Genomic DNA, 19,718 nt, shown 5'->3' on the forward strand with positions numbered 1-19,718 from the left:
ATACTGTCCACACACGGGAGCGCACGCCGAGTGCGCTGAGAGGACGGCTGAATGGTGCCGTCGACCGTACGAACCTGACCGGGTAATGCCGGCGTAGGGAGATGAAATGGTTAGCGCTGTTGTCAATCCGTCTGTCACCACCGGCCCCATCATGGGCAGCACCAAGATCTACGTCGACGGGGTTCCCTTTCGACGGGTGCACCTGACCAACGGTGAGCACTTCGACCTGTACGACACCTCGGGGCCGTACACAGATCCGCACGCGGAGATCGACCTGCACAGGGGCCTGCCTTCACGGCCCGGTGTGGTCAGTGACAGGGGCACGCAGTTGCAGCGCGCCCGCAACGGCGAGATCACCGCGGAGATGGCGTTCATCGCCGCCCGCGAGGGCATGCCCGCCGAACTGGTTCGCGACGAGGTGGCCGCCGGTCGCGCGGTGATCCCCGCCAACCACAAGCACCCGGAGAGCGAGCCGATGATCATCGGCAAAGCATTCGCGGTGAAAGTCAATGCGAACATTGGCAATTCGGCCGTCACCAGCTCCATCGCCGAGGAAGTCGACAAGATGGTCTGGGCCACCCGCTGGGGCGCCGACACCATCATGGACCTGTCCACCGGCCGCAACATCCACGAGACGCGCGAGTGGATCCTGCGCAACTCGCCGGTGCCGGTCGGCACCGTGCCGATCTATCAGGCACTGGAAAAGGTCAACGGCGATCCCACTCAACTCACGTGGGAGATGTACCGCGACACCGTGATTGAGCAATGCGAGCAGGGTGTCGACTACATGACCGTGCACGCCGGCGTGCTGCTGCGCTACATCCCGCTCACCGTCAAGCGGGTCACCGGCATCGTCAGCAGAGGCGGCTCGATCATGGCCGCCTGGATGCTCGCCCACCACACCGAGTCGTTCCTCTACACCAACTTCGCCGAGTTGTGCGAGATCCTGGCCCGCTACGACGTGACCTTCTCCCTCGGTGACGGCCTGCGTCCGGGCTCGATCGCCGACGCCAACGACGAGGCGCAGTTCGCCGAACTGCGCACCCTGGGTGAACTCACCAAGATCGCGAAAGCCCATGGCGTGCAGGTGATGATCGAAGGCCCCGGCCACATCCCGCTGCACAAGATCGTCGAAAACGTCCGGCTCGAAGAGGAGCTGTGCGAAGAGGCGCCCTTCTACACGCTGGGCCCGCTGGCCACCGACATCGCCCCCGCCTACGACCACATCACCAGCGCGATCGGCGCGGCGATCATCGCGCAGGCAGGCACCGCCATGCTGTGCTACGTCACCCCCAAGGAACACCTCGGCCTTCCCGACCGCAAGGACGTCAAGGACGGGGTGATCGCCTACAAGATCGCCGCGCACGCAGCCGATCTCGCCAAACAGCATCCGCGGGCACAGGAGCGTGACGACGCATTGTCCAAGGCACGCTTCGAGTTCCGCTGGCACGACCAGTTCGCGCTGTCCCTGGATCCCGACACCGCCCGCGAATACCACGACGAAACCCTGCCCGCCGAGCCCGCCAAGACCGCGCACTTCTGCTCCATGTGCGGGCCGAAGTTCTGCTCGATGCGCATCACCCAGGACATTCGCGACGCGATGGCCGAGAAGTCCAAGGAATTCGCCGACCACGGCAACCAGATCTACCTACCCTTGGCGACATGACCTTCTTGCCGCTGACGCCGCCGGGCCAAACGCCACTTCGGGTGATGACCATCGCCGGATCCGACTCCGGCGGCGGCGCAGGCATCCAGGCCGACCTGCGCACCTTCGCGATGCTCGGCATGCACGGCCTGGTCGCCATGACAGCGGTGACCGTGCAGAACTCGGTCGGCGTCAAAGGTTTTCACGAGATACCGCTCGAGGTGATCGCCGGGCAGATCACCGCCGTCGCCGAGGACATCGGCGTGCAGGCCGCCAAGACCGGCATGCTGGCATCGTCGGCGATCATCGACGTCATCGCCGACACCTGGCGCGCCCAGGGCCTGGCTGGCACGGTGCCGTTGGTGGTCGACCCGGTGTGCGCGTCGATGCACGGCGACCCGCTGCTGCACCCCAGTGCGCTGAGTTCCCTTAAAACACAACTGTTTCCGCTCGCCACACTGGTGACACCTAACCTCGACGAGGTCCGCCTGCTGGTAGATATAGACGTCATCGACTCCTCCAGCCAACGCGGCGCCGCTCGCGCCCTGCACGCGCTCGGCCCGCAGTGGGTGCTGGTCAAGGGCGGGCATCTGCGCGCATCGACGCACAGTCCAGACCTGTTGTTCGACGGCACCGACTTCTACGAGTTCGACACCACCCGCATCGACACCGGCAACGACCACGGCGCAGGCGACACTCTGGCCGCCGCCGTCGCCAGCGCGCTCGCCCACGGGTACACCGTGCCCGATGCCGTCGATTTCGGGAAACGCTGGGTCACCGAATGCCTGCGGGCCGCATACCCGTTGGGCCACGGTCACGGCCCCGTTTCGGCGTTGTTCAGACTGGAGCAATGACCCTCGACCAGATCGCAGGCATCGCGCACGAACCCAAAGGCAAAGCCAAAGGAGTAGTCGTCCTCACCCACGGGGCCGGGGGCAGTCGCGAGTCACCGCTACTGGTCAAGATCTGCGACGAATGGGCCGGTCGCGGCTGGCTGGCCATCCGCTACAACCTGCCGTACCGGCGGCGCAGGCCGAAGGGGCCGCCCTCGGGTTCGGCGACCACCGACCAGGCGGGCGTCGTCGAGGCCGTCACGCTGGCCCGCACGCTGACCAAGGGACCGGTCATCGCGGGCGGTCATTCCTACGGCGGCCGGATGACGTCGATGGTCGTGGCCGATCAGGCGGCCGCCGTCGACGTGCTGACACTCTTCTCCTATCCGCTGCATCCACCCGGTAAGCCGGAACGGGCGCGCACCGAGCACCTACCCGCCATCACGGTGCCGACGGTGTTCACCCACGGCACCGCGGATCCCTTCGGCACCATCGACGAACTCCGCCCGGCCGCCGCCCTCATCGGCGCCGCCACCGAGATCGTCGAAGTCACCGGCGCCCGCCATGACCTCGGCTCCAAGACGCTCGACGTGCCGGTGCTGGCGGTCGACGCGGCGCTACGGTTACTTGCGTGACCGCCCCGCCGCCCGACCCGAATCGGCGTGGCGGAACCAACGGGTGGGCCATCGCCGCGTTCGTCGTCGGCATACTGGGCGGCACCATCCTGTCCGTGATCTTCGCGATCGTCGCCCTGGTGCAGATGCGCGGACGCCACCAGCGCGGGCGCGGACTTGCCATCGCGGCGCTGGTCATCTCGACGCTGTGGATTGCCGCCATCACGTCGGTCATCGCGTATGCCGTTTCCGCACAAGGGAAATCGGTGCGCGCGGCGGATCTCGTCACCGGTGACTGCGTCAAGGACAGCTACGACGACCAGCTACCGACCTTGGTGAAACGAGTACGTTGCGACCGGCCACATTACGGTGAGGTGTTCGCGGTGCTGACGCCACCCGATGCGCGCCCCGCCGACTGTGGGTCGAAGTTCTTCAGCTACGCGCCGGATTCGCCGGACGGCCCGGTGTTCGAAGTCGCATGGGCAAACACCAACAGCGGCGTCGTCTGCGTCGCAATGTCCAAGCATGAACGGTCGTCATCGCTGCGCGATTGACGTTACTGTCAGCCCGTGACCACACCGCCGGGCAATTACCCGCCGCCACCGGGACCGTACGGCCAGCCTGTCCCCGGCCCGTATCCGCCGCCGCGGCTACTACCCTGCGCCGCCTGCCCAGCAGACGAACTGGTGGGCGATCGTCTCGCTGATCTTCGGTGTGATCGGCGGCGTCCTGATCAGCGTCGTCTGCGGCATCGTCGGGCTGAAGAAGGCCAAACAGGGCCAGGGCGGCCGCGGTTTGGCGATCGCCGGTCTGGTGCTGTCCGGCCTCTGGGTGATCGGGCTGATCATCGGACTGACCCTGGCGCTGACGGTGTGGAAGGGCACGGTCACCGCGACCGACGTGAAGGTCGGGGACTGCCTCAAGGAGATCCCGGACAGCATGCGGGTGCTTACCGTAGACACCGTCGGCTGCGAGGAAACACACGCCGGCGAGGTGTTCGCGGTGTTGCAGATGCCCGAAGGCGACTTCCCCGGCCAGTCGGCCATCGAGGAGTTCCAGAACAAATGCGAACCCGCTCTGGCCACCTACTCGCCGCAGGCACTCGTCGACGACTCGGTGCAGATGTACGTGCTGTACCCGACCGCCGAGACCTGGGCGCAGGGCGACCGGGCGGTGACGTGCGTGGCGACGTTGGATCCACCGCGAACCGGATCGCTCAAGGGCTGAGCCGGTCGGCAAAGTTTCCGGTACCTGAGGTACCGTCTGCAGCATGACTTCGGAGCTCTACGACGCGGTCATTGTGGGAGCCGGCTTCGGCGGCATCGGCGCGGGCATCCAGCTCAAGCGGATGGGTTACCACAACTTCGTGATCCTGGATCGCGAGGACGACCTCGGCGGCACGTGGCACGTCAACCGGTATCCCGGCTTGGCCGTTGACGTCCCGACCACCACCTACTCGTATTTCTTCGAGCCCAACCCGAACTGGTCGCGGCTGTTCTCCACCGGCGCGGAGATCAAGCAGTACGCCGACGACGTCGCGGACAAGTTCGACATCCGCAAACACATGCGGTTCAACACGGTCGTCGAGGGCGCCCGCTGGGACGAGGAGGCCGGCGTCTGGAAGGTCACCCTCGCCGACGGTGACGTGCTGTCAACGCGTTTCCTGATCACCGCGACGGGCTTCCTGTCCCAACCGAAGGTCCCCGACATTCCCGGCGTGACGGAGTTCGCGGGCAAGGTCATCCACACCACCGCATGGGACGACAGCTATCCGCTCGAGGGCCGCAGGGTGGCCGTCATCGGCACCGGCGCCACCGCCGTCCAGCTCATTCCGGAACTGGCGAAGCGGGTCGCCGACCTCACCGTCTACCAGCGCACACCGATCTGGGTGGTGCCCAAGATCGACATCCGGTTCGGCGAACGCGCCAAGCGGCTGTTCGCGCGAGTCCCGTTGACCCAGCGCGCTATTCGGTGGGTGACCGACTCGATCTACGAGTTCATGATCAACACCGCGATCATTCACCACCGGTACTTCCGGCGGCTCAACATCGCCGCGGCGGACCTGTCGAAGATCCACCGCTTCGCTTCGATCCGCGACAAGGAACTGCGCAGGCGGCTCACCCCGGATTACGACTTCGGTTGCAAGCGGCCGACATTCTCCAACGGCTACTACCGCGCGTTCACCAAACCCAACGTGCACCTGCAGACCGACGGCATCACCCGCATCGAGGCCGACGGCATCGTCAACGCCGACGGCACCAAGACGGTCATCGACACGCTGGTGCTGGCCACCGGATTCGATCTGTGGGACGCCAACTTCCCCGCCATCGAGGTCATCGGCAGGGAGGGCCGCAACCTCGGAAAGTGGTGGCGCGAGACCAAATTCCAGGCCTACCAGGGTATGACCATGCCCTACTTCCCGAACTACCTCAGCCTCGCCAGCCCGTTCGCATTCCTCGGCTTGAACTTCTTCAACACGATGGAATACCAGATGCGGCACATGGATCGACTGTTCGGCGAACTCAAGCGGCGCAACGCCACCACGTTCGAGGTGACCGAAGAGGCCAACACCAGATACCGCGACCGGATGACCGAACTGCTCGGCGATTCGCTGTGGACGATCGGCAACTGCGCATCGTCGCGGTCGTACTACTTCAACCCGCAGGGCGAGCCCACGCTGCTGCGCCCCATGTCGACGAGCAGGGCGATCAAAGAAGCGTCGGATTTCCCGTTGAGCGACTACAAGCTCGCCTGACTCGAGAGGATAGCAGTGCCGAAGAGTAGTTCGCGTCTGGCCAAGTTCGCCGGACTGGCGGTCGCAGGCGTCGGGCTGTCCCACTTCACCAGCCCGCAGTTGTTCGACGGGATCACGCGCTCGGCGTTTCCGCGCAACACCCGCCAGCGCGTCTACTTACACGGCGGTGTCGAGACGGCGCTCGGGCTTGGCCTGAGTTCGGCGAAGACGCGTCCGCTGGCGGCCGTCGGCACCCTCGGATACCTGGCCTACTTGGCGGGCAACGCAGTACGCAACCGGTGACGACCGAGCAGCGTCAGGTCCAGTAGCCGTTCCACGACTGCGCGGACAGGCGCTGAATTCTCGTACTGCATCAACCGGCCCAGGTCGATCACCAGCGACATCGCGGCGTGCACCGCGAACCGCGCCTGGCCAGGCGTCCAATCGGGTCGCACTGCCACCACGAGGTCAACCCAGGACTCGACATTGGCGCGCTGCAGGTTACGCAAGATCTTCTGGTCGCCCTGGGTCATGTTGAGCCGCTCGGTGTAGTACACGTAGTCGAGTTCAGGACCGTCGAAGGACCTCACCACGAAGGCGTCGATGACCGCCGTCAACGCCTCTGCGGGTTCCGGTGTGCTGCCGACGATTTCGGACAGCTCCGCCGACAACCGGTCCGCGGCCCGGCGGAACGCCGCCGCGAGGATGTCGCTCTTGCCCGAGAAGTACCGGTAGATGCCGGACGCGGGCATCCCGACCGCGGCCGCGATGTCCTCCATGCTGGTGTCGCGGTACCCCTTGAGGTTGAACAACCGCATCGATTCGTTGAGCAGCGCTTCGTATTTCGACACCTCGGCGGTTGCGGGCACCTGCTGACGCGGTTCGGCGACGGCGTCGTCGACGTCCGGCAGTTCTGCCGCGAGCACGGTGTCGGCGAGATCGGCCAGCAACGCGCGCACCTGGATGGCGGGCAACTTGGCGCGGTGGTCCACGATGCTGCCGATCACCGAAAGCGCCGCCGTGGACAACGTCCAACGCTGTCGCGACGTCAGATCCGGTCGAATTGCCGTCAGCGGCCGCTGAATCCGATGATGGACGGTGCGCATCTGCGCGAACAGGCTGGCTTGGTCGTCACCGCGTAGATAGCGGGCCTCCCAGCGGTACAGCCCGCCGGACTCGCGGTTGGCCATTGCGGTGTCGATCAGCGCCGACACCAGACGCCGCAGCGTCACCTCGGCATCGCTGTCGTCCTCGTCGGCGAATGCTGTGCAGTCGACCAACTGCTGGCCGAGGTTGAGCACCGCGTCGCGGAAGAGTTCGTACTTGCCCGTGTAGTGGCGGTACAACGCCGCGGCGGAGATGCCCACCCTGGCGGCTATGGTCTCCATGCTGACGCCGTGGTAGCCGAGCGCGCTGAACGCCTCGGCCGACGCACGCGCGATCTGCGCCTTGCGATCCTTCGGCCTGCGCCGGACGCCCTCGACGCGGGTGGGCCTGCTGCGCGCCATGGCCACCACCATAACGGACGGCATGCATACATAACATGCCCAGTTCAGTTGGAGTATCACGAGAAATTCGTCGCGTACGTCAAGAATGGACATTAACATAGTGGCGTGCTCGACACTGTGCGACGACTGTTGGCATTCCAGGTGACGATAGCTCAGCTGATCATCATCGCCGTGGTTGTCGGTGTTCCGTACCTGATCGTCGGGGTGGTCTGGTCGAGCACGCATACGGCGCATCTCCAACACATGGCCGGCATCGACCTGGTGGTGTCTTACCTCGGGTCGATCGTGTCGTGGCCGGTGCTGCTGTTCGCCGACATTTGTATGACTTGAACGGGGAACCCATGCACCACTACCATCACCGAGCGTTCTACATCGGCGTCGTTTGCCTCGCCTTGATCGGCGTCGGACTGCTGGCGCTGAACTTTCCCGTCTTCTTGGATGCCTTCGACCAGTACGGGTTTCAGATCAAGTGCGGAACGGGCTACGTGTCGGATCTGAGTCAGGCCGCCGCGGCCGGCCAGCACGACTATGTCGACCAGTGCGAGACCGCTCTGATGCTGCGACGGCTGTGGACGATCCCGTTGGTGGTGGTCGGCGGGATAGTGCTCGTGATCGTCGTCGCGGTCGCGGCCACGGTGTGGGGCCGGGAGACCGTCTTCGGGGAAGAGTCAGCTTGATGAAATAGCATCGTGACGTGAGCACGCCGGACGGCCCTGCGCTGCGCCGTCGGCTCGGCACCTTCGACGCGGTGACCATCGGATTGGGTTCGATGGTGGGCGCAGGCATCTTCGTCGCACTGGCACCCGCCGCGGCGGCCGCAGGCTCGGGTCTGCTGATCGGGCTTGCTGTCGCGGCCGTCGTCGCCTACTGCAATGCGACGGCGTCGGCACGGTTGGCGGCGTTGTATCCGGAGTCCGGCGGCACCTACGTCTACGGGCGTGAGCGTCTCGGCGAATTCTGGGGATACACCGCGGGCTGGAGCTTCGTCGTCGGCAAGACCGCCTCGTGCGCGGCGATGGCACTGACCGTCGGGTACTACGTGTGGCCGGACTATGCGCACGCGGTCGCGGTGGCCGCCGTGGTGGCGTTGACCGCGGTCAACTACGCAGGCATCCAGAAGTCGGCGTTGCTGACCCGCGTGATCGTGGCGCTGGTGCTTGCGGTGCTGGCCGCGGTGGTCGTCGTCGTGCTCGGCTTCGGCGACGTGGAGGCCTCACGGTTGGCTCTTGGCGACGACGTGACCGTGCGTGGCGTGTTGCAGGCGGCGGGATTGTTGTTCTTCGCGTTCGCCGGTTACGCCAGGATCGCGACGCTCGGCGAAGAGGTGCGCGATCCGGCCCGCACCATTCCCAGGGCCATCCCCGTCGCATTGGGCATCACATTGGTGATCTACGCGGTAGTCGCCGTCGCGTTGCTGAGCGAATTGGGCAGCGCCGCATTGGCTTCGGCGGCCGCACCGTTGGCGGACGCGGTGCGGGCGGCCGGGTTCCCCGCGATGGAACCTGTGGTGCGGGCCGGTGCGGCGGTGGCCGCTCTCGGCTCACTGCTTGCGTTGATTCTCGGTGTTTCGCGGACGACGCTGGCGATGGCCCGCGATCGTCACTTGCCACGCGCGCTCGCCGCCGTACATCCCCGGTTCGACACGCCGCATCGCGCGGAGGTGGTGGTCGGACTCGTGGTCGCAGTGGTGGCGGCGCTGGCGGATGTGCGTGGGGCGATCGGGTTCTCGTCGTTCGCGGTGCTGTTGTATTACGCGATCGCGAATGCGTCGGCGTTTACCCTGGGCCGCAAGGTCATTCCCGTGCTTGGGCTGGTCGGTTGCTTGGTGTTGGCTGTGCTGTTGCCGCCGTCGTCGGTGCTGGTAGGTGCGGCCGTCGTTGCGCTCGGTGCGCTCACTTACGGCGTCCGGCGATTGCGGTAGGCCTCGACGGCGGTCGGCAGGGTCATGAAGATACGATCCTCGCCGATTCGGTCGACCAATCCTGCGGCGTCGAGGGCGTCGCGCAGGTCCTGCTTCACCCTGGCCATCGCGAAGACGATGCCGCGACTTGCGAACTCGGCGCGCAACTGGTCCAGGACGTCGAGCGCGGTGAGGTCGACTTCCACGTTGGCCTCGGCGTTGAGCACGAACCATTCGACGGGAACGGGACTGTCGTCGACTGCGGCCAGCGCCCGCTCGCGGAAGTTTTCCGCGTTGGCGAAGAACAGCGGTGCGTCGTAGCGATACACCACAAGGCCGGGCACCGGCTTGGCGGCGGGATAGTCGTCGATGTCGTGCATGCCCGCCACGCCGGGCACGAAGCCGAGGATCGCGTCATGCGGCCGCGCCACCCGGCGCAGCAGGTCCAGGATCGACAGCGCAATTGCGACGAGCACGCCGTAGAGAACGCCGAACAGCAACACCGACACCGTGGTGGCCAGCGCCAGCACCAACTCGCTGCGGCGAAACCGCGCCAGCCGCTTGAATTCCGGTACATCGACGAGTCGCAGCGCGGCATAGACCACCAATGCCCCCAGCGCAGCCATCGGGAAGTGCGACAGCACACCGCGGCCCGCCAGCATCACGATGACCACGAAGACGAGCGTGACCACCGAGTACAGCTGGGTCCGGCTGCCGAGCGCGTCGCCGAGCGCGGTGCGGCTGCCACTCGAACTGACCGGAAAGCCATGCATCAGACCGGTACCCACGTTGCAGACGCCGAGCGCACGGAGCTCCGCGTTGGCGTCGATACGCTGGTTGTGCCTGGCCGCGAACGTGCGTGCGGTCAACACGTTGTCGGAGAACGCGACGATCGCGATGCCCACCGCCGGTAGCAGCAGGGTCGTCATGTCGGCCAGCGGGACACCCGGCACGCTGGGCGTCGGCAGGCCGCCGGGAATGTCGCCGATCACCTTGATCCCGTTGCTGTCCAACGAGAATGCGGCCACCACGGCCGTCGCAAGCAGAATCCCGATCAGCGGCCCCGGCAGGCGTGGCACCAGCCGGTCGAGCGCCAGCAGCACCACCAGCACCGCCGCCGACAACGCCAGCGTCGGCCAGTGCACCTGATCCAGGACCGCCGCGAATGACCGGACCTGATCGACGAATTCATCACCTTCGACCGAGATCCCGGTGACCTTGCCCAGTTGGCTGCCGATCATGATGGCCGCGACCCCGGTCATGTAGCCGACCAGCACGGGTCGCGACAGCAGCTCCGCGAGCATCCCGAGCCGAACCAGCCCGCCGATGAAGCAGATTGCGCCGACCAGGAGCGTGACCGCAGCGGCCAGTGCCGCGTAACGCCCGGGATCGCCCGCCGCCAGCGGTCCGAGCGCGGTCGCGGTCATCAACGCGGTCGTCGACTCGGGGCCGACGGACAGTTGCCGCGACGAACCGAGCACCGCGTACACGGCCAGCGGCACCAGGGCGGCCCACAACCCGACCACCGGCGGCAGGCCCGCGACGGTCGCGTACGCCATCACCTGCGGGACGAGGTACGCCGCGACGGTGAGGCCCGCCACCACGTCACCGCGCAGCCAGTCCCTTTGATAGCCGCGGAACTGCGTCAGGCCAGGCAAGATACTCATCGTGATCCCGCTGACATGGAAACACGTCGAGACACAGTCCGACGATGACTTCGTCGTTGCGCCCCACGAGAGGCTGAGCTGGGCGCGCACGATCGGCATCGGCGCGCAGCATGTGGTGGCGATGTTCGGTGCCACGTTCCTGGTCCCGGTGCTGACCGGTTTCCCGCCCGCCACCACGCTGTTGTTCTCCGGCGTCGGCACTGTGTTGTTCCTGCTGATCACCGGAAATCGGTTGCCCAGCTACCTCGGCTCGAGTTTCTCGGTGATCGCCCCGGTGACGGCCGCGGTCGCATCCAACGGGACAGGCAGCGCCCTTGGCGGCCTCGTCGCGGTCGGCGTCGTCCTCATCATCATCGGCGCGGTCGTGCATCTGGTCGGCACCCACTGGATCGACGTCACGCTGCCGCCGGTGGTGACGGGCGCGATCGTCGCGCTGATCGGTTTCAACCTGGCGCCCGCCGCGAAGTCGAATTTCGAGAAGGGCCCGTTGGTTGGCATGGTCACGCTGGTGCTGCTCGTCGGCACGTTGGCGTTCTTCCGCGGCATCATCGGTAGGCTGGCGATCTTCCTCGCCGTCGTCGCGGGGTATGTGCTCGCGCTGATCCTCGGCGAAGTCGACACCTCGGCGATCAAGGCCGCACCGTGGCTCGGGCTGCCGGAATTCCAGACCCCCACGTTCACGATCGCGGTGCTGCCGATGTTCCTGCCCGCCGTCATTGCGTTGGTCGCCGAGAACATCGGGCACGTGAAATCGGTGGGCCAGATGACGGACACCGACGTGGACCCGGTGATGGGACGCGCGCTGGCGGCCGACGGGGTCGCGACGACGTTGGCCGGGTTCGGCGGCGGGTCGGCCACCACCACCTACGCGGAAAACATCGGGGTGATGGCGGCGACGCGGGTGTACTCGACGGCTGCGTACTGGATCGCCGCTGCGGTGGCCATCGCATTGTCCTTGTGTCCCAAGGTGGGTGCGGCGATCTCCGCGATTCCGCCGGGCGTGCTGGGCGGCGCCACGGTGGTGCTGTACGGGTTGGTCGGTGTGCTGGGCGTTCGGATTTGGCTGACCAACGACGTCGACTTCTCCAAGCCGCTGAACCAGATGACGGCGGCCATCCCGCTGATCATCGGCATCGCTGATTTCACGTGGCAAGCAGGCGAACTCACGTTCACCGGCATCGCGTTGGGATCCATCGCCGCTCTGGTGGTGTACCACGGCATGCGGTTGCTGGGACTCAGGAAAGGTGCAGTACGCCTTCGCCAGTGAAACCTATCGCCTGTGATGTAGGACTCAATGGCGAGGAGAAACCGGGTCTGAATCGTCGGGTCTTTTGACCGCGGAAAAGTTCAGACTCCAGGAGGTTTCGATGCCTGCTCCGACACGCGCAGCCACACGCATGAATGACCAAGCGACGACCCAGTTCGTTCGGTCCGTCGACGCACTGGAACGGCTGTTCTACCGTTACGCAGAACGCAATGCAGCGCACTTCGGCCAGGCCGCCGAATTCGACGTGAGACTCACCGAGACGCAGGTGCGCACGGCGCTGGCGGCCGTCCAGGCAAGTCATCCGCTGTTGTCGGTACACGTCGAAGACCGCCCCGGCTGCCGACTCGGGTTGTATCGCGCCGAGTCCGTGGCACCGATCGACCTGACGGTGCACGAAAGTGAGTGTTCCTGGGCGTCTTTCGCGGCCGCGGAGTTGGCACACAAATTCGACCGGTCCATTGCTCCGCTGATGAGGGCCGTGCTCATCAACCATCGAACCGGTTCGACGATTCTGCTGACGTTCGACCACACCACCGCTGACGGCATTTCGTCGGTCACGGTGATGAACGACCTCGTCAAAGCGCTCAACGGACAACCGTTGGCGCGCCGCGACGTGCCGCCGTCGATGGAAGAGTTGGTCGCCTGCACCGTTCCCTACAGCGAGACCCCAGCGGCCGGTGACAGCCGTGATCCGCGCATGGCGCAGCCCGCTTCGATCAGGCCGTTCGACGGCACCCACCCCGATGTCCGAACCGCGACGTTGGACACCAACCAGACCGCCCGCTTGCTGCAGCGGTGTCGAGCCGAGCGGACCACCGTGCATGCCGCGCTGGTGGCCGCGGCTTCGCGCGCGCACGCGAAGATGTTCGGCACGCAGTTCGTCCGCACGCTGAGTCCGATCAACACTCGGCCGCTGCTCGGCGGTGTCGGAGATTGCGCGGACTATTTCGTGTGCACGGTGACGGGGATGACACCCTGGGACGGCACCGCGTTCTGGGATCAGGCCAGGGCGGTGACCGGCGACCTCACGATCGCGAGATCTGCTTCCGGCGTTGCGGAGGTCTCGGCGGCGATCGAGCAGGCGATGACCGTTGACGCGGAATCCGCGGTCGCAGAACAGCTTTTCACCGAGGCGTTTCCGTTCGACTTGTTGATCACCAATCTCGGCGTGCAAGAGCTCGACGTCTGCGGACCGATCAGGCCGACGACGGTGTGGGGGCCGATTCTGCAATCTCAGATCGACGACCATGTCATCGGTGTCACCACCTACGGCGGACAAATGCGGATGGTCGTGACCGGTTACCTCCCGAGCACTGCGTTCACTGCAGCAGTCAAAGAGACACTGGTCCACTTCAGTGGGTACCGCCCGTCCTAACCTGGAGGCCATGAGCACATACGGCCCGCCGGCGCAGCCGGGCAGACGCGGGATTGCCGGAACCCTTCCAGCGGTACTGGCCATCCTCGTTGCCATCGCTGCTTTGATCGTCGCGATCATCGCGTTGAACAAAGAACCGCCACCACCACCGCCTGCGCCGCCCGCGGCATCTCCCAATCAGCAAGCACCGAATCCCGACGCGGATCGCAAGCTGTGCGAGGCCATTGCCCCGCTGATGAAGGAGAACGACGACCGCAGCAACGCGTTTCTTGCGACAGGCCAGCCGGGGTCACCGGAGCAGGATGCAGCGCTGCCCAAATTCGTTACCGACACCCAGGATTGGGCGCGGCGCACGCAGCAGGTGTTGGATGCGAACGCCAATCCGCCGCGACTGTTGACGCGGTCGCTGCAACGCTACATCGACGACATGCAGTTGTTCGTGGCCAGCGTCCGTCCCGGCCCCGGGACGAAGTACGACGAGGCCGCGTGGACCGACAGCATCGTCGCCTACGGCGGACCGTTGGCGATCTGCCAGGCGCTCGGCGTCCAGTGGTAGCTACTGGCCGGGCAACGGCACCCAGATGCCGAATTCCCAGAAGCCCCACTGCTGGAAATACGGATCCCACACCGGGATCACGGTGATGCCCCAGTAGTCGAACGGCGCCGGGGCTGGACCCCACGGCGGCGGGATCCAGCCTGCCCAATTCGGCGGCGGCGGCGGGCCCCAGCCCCACGGCGCAGGCCCGAGGCCCCACGGCGCGACCCCGCCGTGCCACGGCGGCACGCCGAGTCGCAGCCGCAGTCCGCGCCAGTCGGCGCTGAAGTCGAGCAGAGGGCCTACCCGGAAATCGACGCGCAGATCCCTCGGCGACGCCAGCCAGTGGAAGCCCCTGCGGAAATCGCCAGGCACCCGACCCGGCCATAGCCAGCGGAAGTTCGGACCGAGGTCGACGTGTGGTCGCGCCAGCCATGGCCAACCGGCCTTCCAGTCCCCACGCAGCCGTGCGGCAGGACCACCCGGCCACCGCACGTCGAAGCGCGCGTCCGGACCGAGACGGCCCAGCCCGGGCACATGGACCCGGAAATCTGGCCGCAGATTCTTTGGAATACGAAGGGCGCCGGGCACATTGAGGTTTACTGCGCCGTGTGGGCCGCCGACTGTGAAAGCATGCCGAACGTCGGCAGGCCCGGGCAGCTTCACCCCTTTCGGCCCACCACCAAAGCCGGGCAGGTTCGGACCCTTCGGACCGCCACCACCCAGGCCGGGCAGGTTCGGACCCTTCGGCCCGCCACCACCGCCGAAGTCGGGCAGCTTGGGCCCCTTCGGCCCGCCTCCACCACCGAAGTCAGGCAGCTTGGGCCCCTTCGGCCCGCCTCCACCACCGAAGTCAGGCAGCTTGGGCCCCTTCGGCCCGCCACCACCACCGAAGTCAGGCAGCTTGGGCCCCTTTGGACCGCCACCACCGCCACCAAAGCCAGGCAGCTTGGGTGGCTTCGGTGGTCCCTGACACGGAAGGAACGGCGGGCACGGCGACGCGGCCGCGACCCCGACGCCCATACCGGTAGCCGATTGGCCCAGTGGTAAACCTGCCGATACGGCGAGAACAGCGGCGACGGTCGCTACAGCAACTTGTGGCTTTGTCAACATGGTGTGCCCGGTCCGATGCGATCTTTCGATTGTCACCCCGACCTGCATCAAGGTTACTCGCGTCAGGCGTCGAGCAGCGCCCCCGGCCCCCGATTCATCAGCTGACGGCCGACGATGATCCGCTGGATCTCGCTCGCCCCTTCCCAGATTCGCTCCACCCGCAATTCGCGGAACATCCGCTCGGCGACGTTCTCGCGCATGTAGCCGCGGCCGCCGAAGATCTGCACGGCACGGTCGGCCACCCGGCCCGCCATCTCCGAGCAGTACAGCTTTGCCATCGACGCCTGGCCGTGCACCGTCTTGCGATCGTGGCCCGCGTCGATCGACCGGGCCACCTCGTAGAGCATCGTCCTGGCGGCGAACAACTCGGTCGCGCTGTCGGCCAGCATGCCGGCGACCAACTGGTGTTCGCCCAGCGGTCGCCCAGCGACCACCCGCGTCTGCGCGAACGCGGTGGCCTCGTCCAGCAGACGTTGGGCGGCACCAACACATCTCGCGGCCACCATCATCCGCTCGAACCGGAACCAGTCCTGGGTGAAGGTCATCGGATCACCTTCGGTCCCGACGCGGTTGACTGCGGGCACGCGGACGTCGTTGAACGCCACGATCGGGTGCTCGTCGGCGATGTTGTGCGAATACTGCGGTGTGCGAACCACTTCCACCCCGGGCCACGGGAGATCGACCACGAGCAGCACGTGCTCGCCACTGTCGAGCACCGCTTCGACGAAGACGTAATCGGCGAGATTGAACGATGTGACGTGCCATTTGACACCGTTGACCACGTACTCGTCGCCGTCCCGCCGCGCGGTCGTCTGCAGCGCGGACACGTCGGAACCGGCGAACTCCTCGGTGATCGCATATGCCTCGTGCTTCTCACCCCGCACCGACGGCAGCAACCAGCGCTCCCGCTGATAGTCGGTCGCCACCCCCACCCACCACTGCGGCGGGGTGGCCATCACCCAGCCGAGGCCATTGGTCACCCGCCCGCACTGCTCCTGCACGAGCACCTGTTGCAGGGCGGTGCAACCAGGACCGCCGACAGATGTCGGCATATTCGTTGCGTACAAGCCCAATTCGATGGCGCGGGCCTGATGTTCGGCCGTCAACTCCTTGGGCAGAGTCCCTTCGGCGAGTTCGGCCTCCACCTCGTGCGGCATCAGCGTCTCGACGAAGTCGCGCGCCGTGTTCCGGATCCGAAGGTCGTCCTCGGTCAGTCCATACATCCGCGCCTCCGCCTCTTGACTGAGCGTTCAGTCTATGCCAGCGTTTCGTGGTATGACCAGCTCCCGCAGCGCCGATGTCGTGGTGGTGGGCGGCGGAACGGTCGGCGCGTGGACGGCCGTGCTGCTCGCCGAGAGCGGCGTCGAAAGAGTCGTCCTACTGGAGAAATCGACGTTGGGTGACGGCGCGAGCAGCCGGGCCGCGGGCATGGTCCGCGCGCAGGGCGGCACCGAGACCGCGATCAAGCTCGGCCTTCGTAGCCAGGAGTTCTATGCCGCCAGCGGCGACCGCTTCCCGCTGGACTGCGGCTTCGTGCCGCAGGGCTACCTGATGCCGTGTTTCACCAACGCGGAGGTCGCGCAGGCCCATGACCGCATCGCGCTGCAACAGCGACTCGGCCTCACGGTGCAGTGGCTGTCCAGCGCCGAGATCGACGACCGAAACACCGGTCTGGCACCAGGTGTCACGCTGGGCGCGTCCTACGCGCCGGGCGATGGTTACATCGACGCGCCGCGCAATGTGCTGGCCTACACCGCGGCGCTGACCGCACATCGCGTCGACGTCCGGGAGCGGTGCCGGTTCACCGGGCTGCGGACCGCGGGCGGCCGCGTGGTCGGCGTCGACACCTCCGACGTGCCTATCGACACCGACCGCGTGGTGCTCACCGGCGGGCCCAAGCTCGCCGATGTCGGCGCGGCGGCGGGCGCGCGGGTGCCCGCGGGCGGCACCCGCCACCAGGTGGTGGTCACCGCGCCCGTGTCCGCATTCGACGTGCACGACGTGCCGATGGTGTTCGACATCACCTCCGGAATCTATTGGCGGCCAGGCGAAGCCGGCGGCCTACTGTGGGGGATGAGCAATCCCGACGAGCCGCCGGGGGTGGCCGCCGACTTCGACGAGGTGTACTACCTCAAGGCCCGTGACCGCATCGAGGAATTGCTGCCCGGCGTCAAGGGTTTGGGCCTTCGGCGGATGTGGGCGGCCACCATCGACTACACCCCCGACCATCTGCCGATCCTCGGCCCGCTGCTGACCGACGACGGTCCCGTCGACGGCACCGTGGTGGCCAGCCCCGCCGGTCACGGCATGATGTGGGGCCCCGCCGTCGCACAGGTGGCTGCCGACCTCACCACCACCGGTGAGTGCACGTGGCTGGATCTCACCGACCTCGGGCTGGACCGCTTCGACGCAGAGGGCAACAGTCGCGTTGCGCCAGAACCGATTTCACTGCCGTTTCCGGAGAAGGCCGCGCACTAGGACAAGCCGGTCGCCGATCGGCGCCTGCGGGAGATCGCGTCCACACTCGCCGCGAGCAGCAAGACCCCGCCGGTGACCAGGAAGTTGATGTACGACGCCTGGTTCAGCAATCCGAGCCCGTTGGCGATGGTGGCCACCACCACCCCGCCGACCACCGCGTCGATGGCGCGGCCCTTACCGCCGAACAGGCTGGTGCCGCCGATCACCGCCGCGCCGACGGCGTACAGCAACACGTTGCCGCCACCCGACGAGGCTGACACCTTGCCGCCGTAGGACGCCGCGATGATGCCGCTGACCGCCGCCAGCGACGAGCACACCACGAAGACCGACATCCTGATGCGGGCGACTTTGATACCGGCCCGCCGCGCGGCCTCCGCGTTGCCGCCCACCGCGTAGATGTGCCGACCGTAGGAGGTGCGGTTGAGCACCAGCGTCAACACGATCAGCAGCACCCCGACGAGCGGCAGAACGTAAGGGATGCCGCGGATCTCGATGTTCGGGTTCACGCTGCGGTTGAGGTTCAGCACGTAGGCCACCCCGAGGGCCACCACCGCCACACCGACGATGCGCGCGATCACCACACCGAACGGCGGGTGCACCAGCCCTCGGGCCACCTTGGTGCGATGCCGATACAACTCCAAACACGTGAAACCGGCGACGATGAGAAGGGCGAACAACCAACCCGCCGTGACCGACATGTTGTCGATCGTGATGCCGCGGATGACGGGGTTGTCCACCCGGATCGATCCGCCCTCGCCGATGAGCTTCAACGTCACGCCTTGCAGCCCAAGGAAAAACGCCAGCGTCACGACGAATGACGGGATGCCCAACTTGGCACGCAGCACGCCGATCGCCAGCCCGATCAGCGCACCGCACAGAATGCCCGCGAGCATCGCGGCCCACCACGACCAGCCGAGGTTGACGATGGTCAAGCCCATCACGCACGCCGAGACACCCCCCGCCACCCCCGCGGACAGGTCGATGTCGCCGAGCAACAGCACGAACACCAATCCCATTGCCAGCACGCAGATCGAACCGGCCTGGGTGACGAGGTTGGCTAGGTTGAGCGGCGAGGTGAATCGCTCGTTGGCGAGCCCGAACACGACGAACAGCACGACGAGGCCGAGGATCGCAGGCAACGAACCCATGTCGCCGCCCCGCCCCCGCCGCAGATAACTGCGCACCGCCTCGGCAAACGTTTCGTCGGCACGGGTGTCGGCGGCGAAGTCGGCGTCGGCGAGTTTCGCGTTCAGAGTTGTCATTTGGCGGTCCTCACATCGACTGTGCGGCCTCGGCCTGCGCCAGGCCGAGGTCACCGGAGCGGCCTGCGGTGATCAGTTCCACCACCTGGCTGTGGCTGACCTCGGCGGCTTTCACTTCAGCGGCCACCCGGCCGAGGTAGAGCGCGCATATCCGGTCGGCCACTTCGAACACGTCGTTCAGGTTGTGCGAGATGAAGACCACGCCGACGCCCTGGTCGGCGAGCCGGCGGACCAGATCGAGCACCTGCCGGGTCTGCGCCACGCCGAGCGCCGCGGTGGGCTCGTCGAGCAGTACGACCTTGGCATTCCACAGCACCGATTTGGCGATCGCCACCGTCTGCCGCTGACCGCCGGACAAACTGGACACCGGCTGGCGCACGGACTTCACCGTCCGTACCGACAGCGACGAAAGTGCTTCGCGGGCCAGCGATTCCATCCTGGACTCGTCGAGCACTCCCCGTTGTTTGAGTTCGCGCCCCAGGAACATGTTGGAGACGATGTCGAGGTTGTCGCACAACGCCAGGTCCTGGTACACCACCTCGATGCCGAGCGCCGACACGTCGTTGGGTCCGTGCACCGTGACCGGGTTGCCTTCGAACACGTAGGTCCCGGTGTCGAGGGGGTAGATTCCCGCGATCGCCTTGACCAGAGTCGACTTGCCCGCACCGTTGTCGCCGACCAGCGCGGTGACCTCACCCGGATACACCTGGAAGTCCACGTCGTGCAGCACATGCACGACGCCGAAACTCTTGTTGACGCCGCGTAGTTCGAGGATCGGCTCGGACAC

20 protein-coding genes and 1 riboswitch are annotated in these 19,718 nt (G+C 66.4%); of the genes, 14 read left to right on the forward strand and 6 right to left on the reverse strand.

From position 1 onward, the window contains the following. Nucleotides 1–3: 3 nt before the first annotated feature. A riboswitch (TPP riboswitch) is annotated at nt 4–118 on the forward strand. From thiC to C1A30_RS21930, 7 genes are all read left to right on the forward strand, one after another. Continuing rightward, nucleotides 107–1,666, forward strand: a complete 1,560-nt coding sequence (gene thiC, locus C1A30_RS21900) for a phosphomethylpyrimidine synthase ThiC (protein WP_101950505.1) — start codon at nt 107–109, stop codon at nt 1,664–1,666. (Overlaps the previous riboswitch by 12 nt.) Continuing rightward, nucleotides 1,663–2,499 (forward strand): bifunctional hydroxymethylpyrimidine kinase/phosphomethylpyrimidine kinase, encoded by an 837-nt coding sequence (gene thiD / locus C1A30_RS21905; protein WP_101950506.1) that lies wholly within the window; start codon nt 1,663–1,665, stop codon nt 2,497–2,499. The genes thiC and thiD overlap by 4 nt, the downstream gene beginning before the upstream one ends. Then, nucleotides 2,496–3,113, forward strand: a complete 618-nt coding sequence (locus C1A30_RS21910) for an alpha/beta family hydrolase (protein WP_101950507.1) — start codon at nt 2,496–2,498, stop codon at nt 3,111–3,113. The genes thiD and C1A30_RS21910 overlap by 4 nt, the downstream gene beginning before the upstream one ends. Beyond that, a complete protein-coding gene (locus C1A30_RS21915) occupies nt 3,110–3,646 on the forward strand; it encodes a DUF4190 domain-containing protein (RefSeq protein ID WP_101950508.1) in 537 nt (178 codons plus the stop codon). Before C1A30_RS21910 ends, C1A30_RS21915 begins: the two co-directional genes overlap by 4 nt. A gap of 160 nt (nt 3,647–3,806) precedes the next feature. Further along, nucleotides 3,807–4,319, forward strand: a complete 513-nt coding sequence (locus tag C1A30_RS21920) for a septum formation family protein (RefSeq protein WP_369974168.1) — start codon at nt 3,807–3,809, stop codon at nt 4,317–4,319. Nucleotides 4,320–4,362: 43 nt separating this feature from the next. Continuing rightward, the gene (locus C1A30_RS21925; protein WP_101950510.1) at nt 4,363–5,847 is read left to right on the forward strand and encodes an NAD(P)/FAD-dependent oxidoreductase; all 1,485 of its coding nucleotides are present in this window, start codon (nt 4,363–4,365) and stop codon (nt 5,845–5,847) included. 15 nt (nt 5,848–5,862) lie between these two features. Beyond that, nucleotides 5,863–6,129: a hypothetical protein gene (locus tag C1A30_RS21930; RefSeq protein WP_101950511.1), complete on the forward strand. Its 267-nt coding sequence runs from the start codon at nt 5,863–5,865 to the stop codon at nt 6,127–6,129. On the opposite strand, the gene C1A30_RS21935 is transcribed toward C1A30_RS21930, so the two are convergent. After that, a complete protein-coding gene (locus C1A30_RS21935) occupies nt 6,096–7,358 on the reverse strand; it encodes a TetR/AcrR family transcriptional regulator (RefSeq protein WP_369974169.1) in 1,263 nt (420 codons plus the stop codon). The two genes, C1A30_RS21930 and C1A30_RS21935, sit on opposite strands and share 34 nt — an antisense overlap. Before the next feature lie 81 nt (nt 7,359–7,439). Between C1A30_RS21935 and C1A30_RS21940 the strand changes: the two genes are divergently transcribed. From C1A30_RS21940 to C1A30_RS21950, 3 genes are read left to right on the forward strand one after another with little or no spacing between them, the layout of a single operon-like run. Then, complete coding sequence (locus C1A30_RS21940) at nt 7,440–7,664, forward strand: hypothetical protein (protein WP_101950513.1); 225 nt, start codon at nt 7,440–7,442, stop codon at nt 7,662–7,664. Between the two features lie 11 nt (nt 7,665–7,675). Beyond that, on the forward strand, nt 7,676–8,011 hold the full coding sequence (locus tag C1A30_RS21945) for a hypothetical protein (RefSeq protein WP_101950514.1): 336 nt from the start codon (nt 7,676–7,678) through the stop codon (nt 8,009–8,011). A 17-nt stretch (nt 8,012–8,028) separates the two neighbouring features. Continuing rightward, nucleotides 8,029–9,255 (forward strand): APC family permease, encoded by a 1,227-nt coding sequence (locus C1A30_RS21950; protein WP_101950515.1) that lies wholly within the window; start codon nt 8,029–8,031, stop codon nt 9,253–9,255. Here the strand turns inward: C1A30_RS21950 and C1A30_RS21955 are convergent. Beyond that, a complete protein-coding gene (locus tag C1A30_RS21955; RefSeq protein WP_101950516.1) occupies nt 9,231–10,901 on the reverse strand; it encodes a SulP family inorganic anion transporter in 1,671 nt (556 codons plus the stop codon). The two genes, C1A30_RS21950 and C1A30_RS21955, sit on opposite strands and share 25 nt — an antisense overlap. Before the next feature lies 1 nt (nt 10,902). Between C1A30_RS21955 and C1A30_RS21960 the strand changes: the two genes are divergently transcribed. From C1A30_RS21960 to C1A30_RS36120, 3 genes are all read left to right on the forward strand, one after another. Beyond that, entirely contained in the window at nt 10,903–12,168 is a 1,266-nt protein-coding gene (locus tag C1A30_RS21960; RefSeq protein ID WP_101950517.1) for a uracil-xanthine permease family protein, read from the forward strand. 130 nt (nt 12,169–12,298) lie between these two features. Next, nucleotides 12,299–13,543 (forward strand): peptide synthetase, encoded by a 1,245-nt coding sequence (locus tag C1A30_RS21965; RefSeq protein ID WP_142392644.1) that lies wholly within the window; start codon nt 12,299–12,301, stop codon nt 13,541–13,543. 10 nt (nt 13,544–13,553) lie between these two features. Then, nucleotides 13,554–14,099, forward strand: coding sequence for a hypothetical protein (locus tag C1A30_RS36120; protein WP_235010141.1), 546 nt, complete (start codon nt 13,554–13,556; stop codon nt 14,097–14,099). On the opposite strand, the gene C1A30_RS35415 is transcribed toward C1A30_RS36120, so the two are convergent. Next, nucleotides 14,100–15,101, reverse strand: a complete 1,002-nt coding sequence (locus tag C1A30_RS35415) for a hypothetical protein (protein WP_142392645.1) — start codon at nt 15,099–15,101, stop codon at nt 14,100–14,102. 152 nt (nt 15,102–15,253) lie between these two features. After that, on the reverse strand, nt 15,254–16,414 hold the full coding sequence (locus C1A30_RS21985) for an acyl-CoA dehydrogenase family protein (protein WP_101950520.1): 1,161 nt from the start codon (nt 16,412–16,414) through the stop codon (nt 15,254–15,256). A 52-nt stretch (nt 16,415–16,466) separates the two neighbouring features. Between C1A30_RS21985 and C1A30_RS21990 the strand changes: the two genes are divergently transcribed. Further along, nucleotides 16,467–17,669 (forward strand): FAD-binding oxidoreductase, encoded by a 1,203-nt coding sequence (locus C1A30_RS21990; RefSeq protein ID WP_101950521.1) that lies wholly within the window; start codon nt 16,467–16,469, stop codon nt 17,667–17,669. On the opposite strand, the gene C1A30_RS21995 is transcribed toward C1A30_RS21990, so the two are convergent. Both C1A30_RS21995 and C1A30_RS22000 read right to left on the reverse strand, forming a co-directional pair. Further along, the gene (locus C1A30_RS21995; RefSeq protein ID WP_101950522.1) at nt 17,666–18,931 is read right to left on the reverse strand and encodes a sugar ABC transporter permease; all 1,266 of its coding nucleotides are present in this window, start codon (nt 18,929–18,931) and stop codon (nt 17,666–17,668) included. The genes C1A30_RS21990 and C1A30_RS21995 overlap by 4 nt on opposite strands. A gap of 10 nt (nt 18,932–18,941) precedes the next feature. Continuing rightward, nucleotides 18,942–19,718, reverse strand: coding sequence for an ATP-binding cassette domain-containing protein (locus C1A30_RS22000; protein ID WP_101950523.1), 777 nt, complete (start codon nt 19,716–19,718; stop codon nt 18,942–18,944).

This window comes from Mycobacterium sp. 3519A, from assembly GCF_900240945.1.
Lineage (GTDB): Bacteria > Actinomycetota > Actinomycetes > Mycobacteriales > Mycobacteriaceae > Mycobacterium.

What these genes read in the sequence shown, in the direction of transcription:
- thiC (WP_101950505.1), top strand. Translation starts at nt 107, where the DNA reads ATGGTTAGCGCTGTTGTCAATCCGTCTGTCACCACCGGCCCCATCATG.
- thiD (WP_101950506.1), top strand. Translation starts at nt 1,663, where the DNA reads ATGACCTTCTTGCCGCTGACGCCGCCGGGCCAAACGCCACTTCGGGTG.
- C1A30_RS21910 (WP_101950507.1), top strand. Translation starts at nt 2,496, where the DNA reads ATGACCCTCGACCAGATCGCAGGCATCGCGCACGAACCCAAAGGCAAA.
- C1A30_RS21925 (WP_101950510.1), top strand. Translation starts at nt 4,363, where the DNA reads ATGACTTCGGAGCTCTACGACGCGGTCATTGTGGGAGCCGGCTTCGGC.
- C1A30_RS21935 (WP_369974169.1), bottom strand. Translation starts at nt 7,358, where the DNA reads ATGCCGTCCGTTATGGTGGTGGCCATGGCGCGCAGCAGGCCCACCCGC.
- C1A30_RS21945 (WP_101950514.1), top strand. Translation starts at nt 7,676, where the DNA reads ATGCACCACTACCATCACCGAGCGTTCTACATCGGCGTCGTTTGCCTC.
- C1A30_RS21955 (WP_101950516.1), bottom strand. Translation starts at nt 10,901, where the DNA reads ATGAGTATCTTGCCTGGCCTGACGCAGTTCCGCGGCTATCAAAGGGAC.
- C1A30_RS21965 (WP_142392644.1), top strand. Translation starts at nt 12,299, where the DNA reads ATGAATGACCAAGCGACGACCCAGTTCGTTCGGTCCGTCGACGCACTG.
- C1A30_RS36120 (WP_235010141.1), top strand. Translation starts at nt 13,554, where the DNA reads ATGAGCACATACGGCCCGCCGGCGCAGCCGGGCAGACGCGGGATTGCC.
- C1A30_RS35415 (WP_142392645.1), bottom strand. Translation starts at nt 15,101, where the DNA reads ATGGGCGTCGGGGTCGCGGCCGCGTCGCCGTGCCCGCCGTTCCTTCCG.
- C1A30_RS21985 (WP_101950520.1), bottom strand. Translation starts at nt 16,414, where the DNA reads ATGTATGGACTGACCGAGGACGACCTTCGGATCCGGAACACGGCGCGC.
- C1A30_RS21990 (WP_101950521.1), top strand. Translation starts at nt 16,467, where the DNA reads ATGACCAGCTCCCGCAGCGCCGATGTCGTGGTGGTGGGCGGCGGAACG.
- C1A30_RS21995 (WP_101950522.1), bottom strand. Translation starts at nt 18,931, where the DNA reads ATGACAACTCTGAACGCGAAACTCGCCGACGCCGACTTCGCCGCCGAC.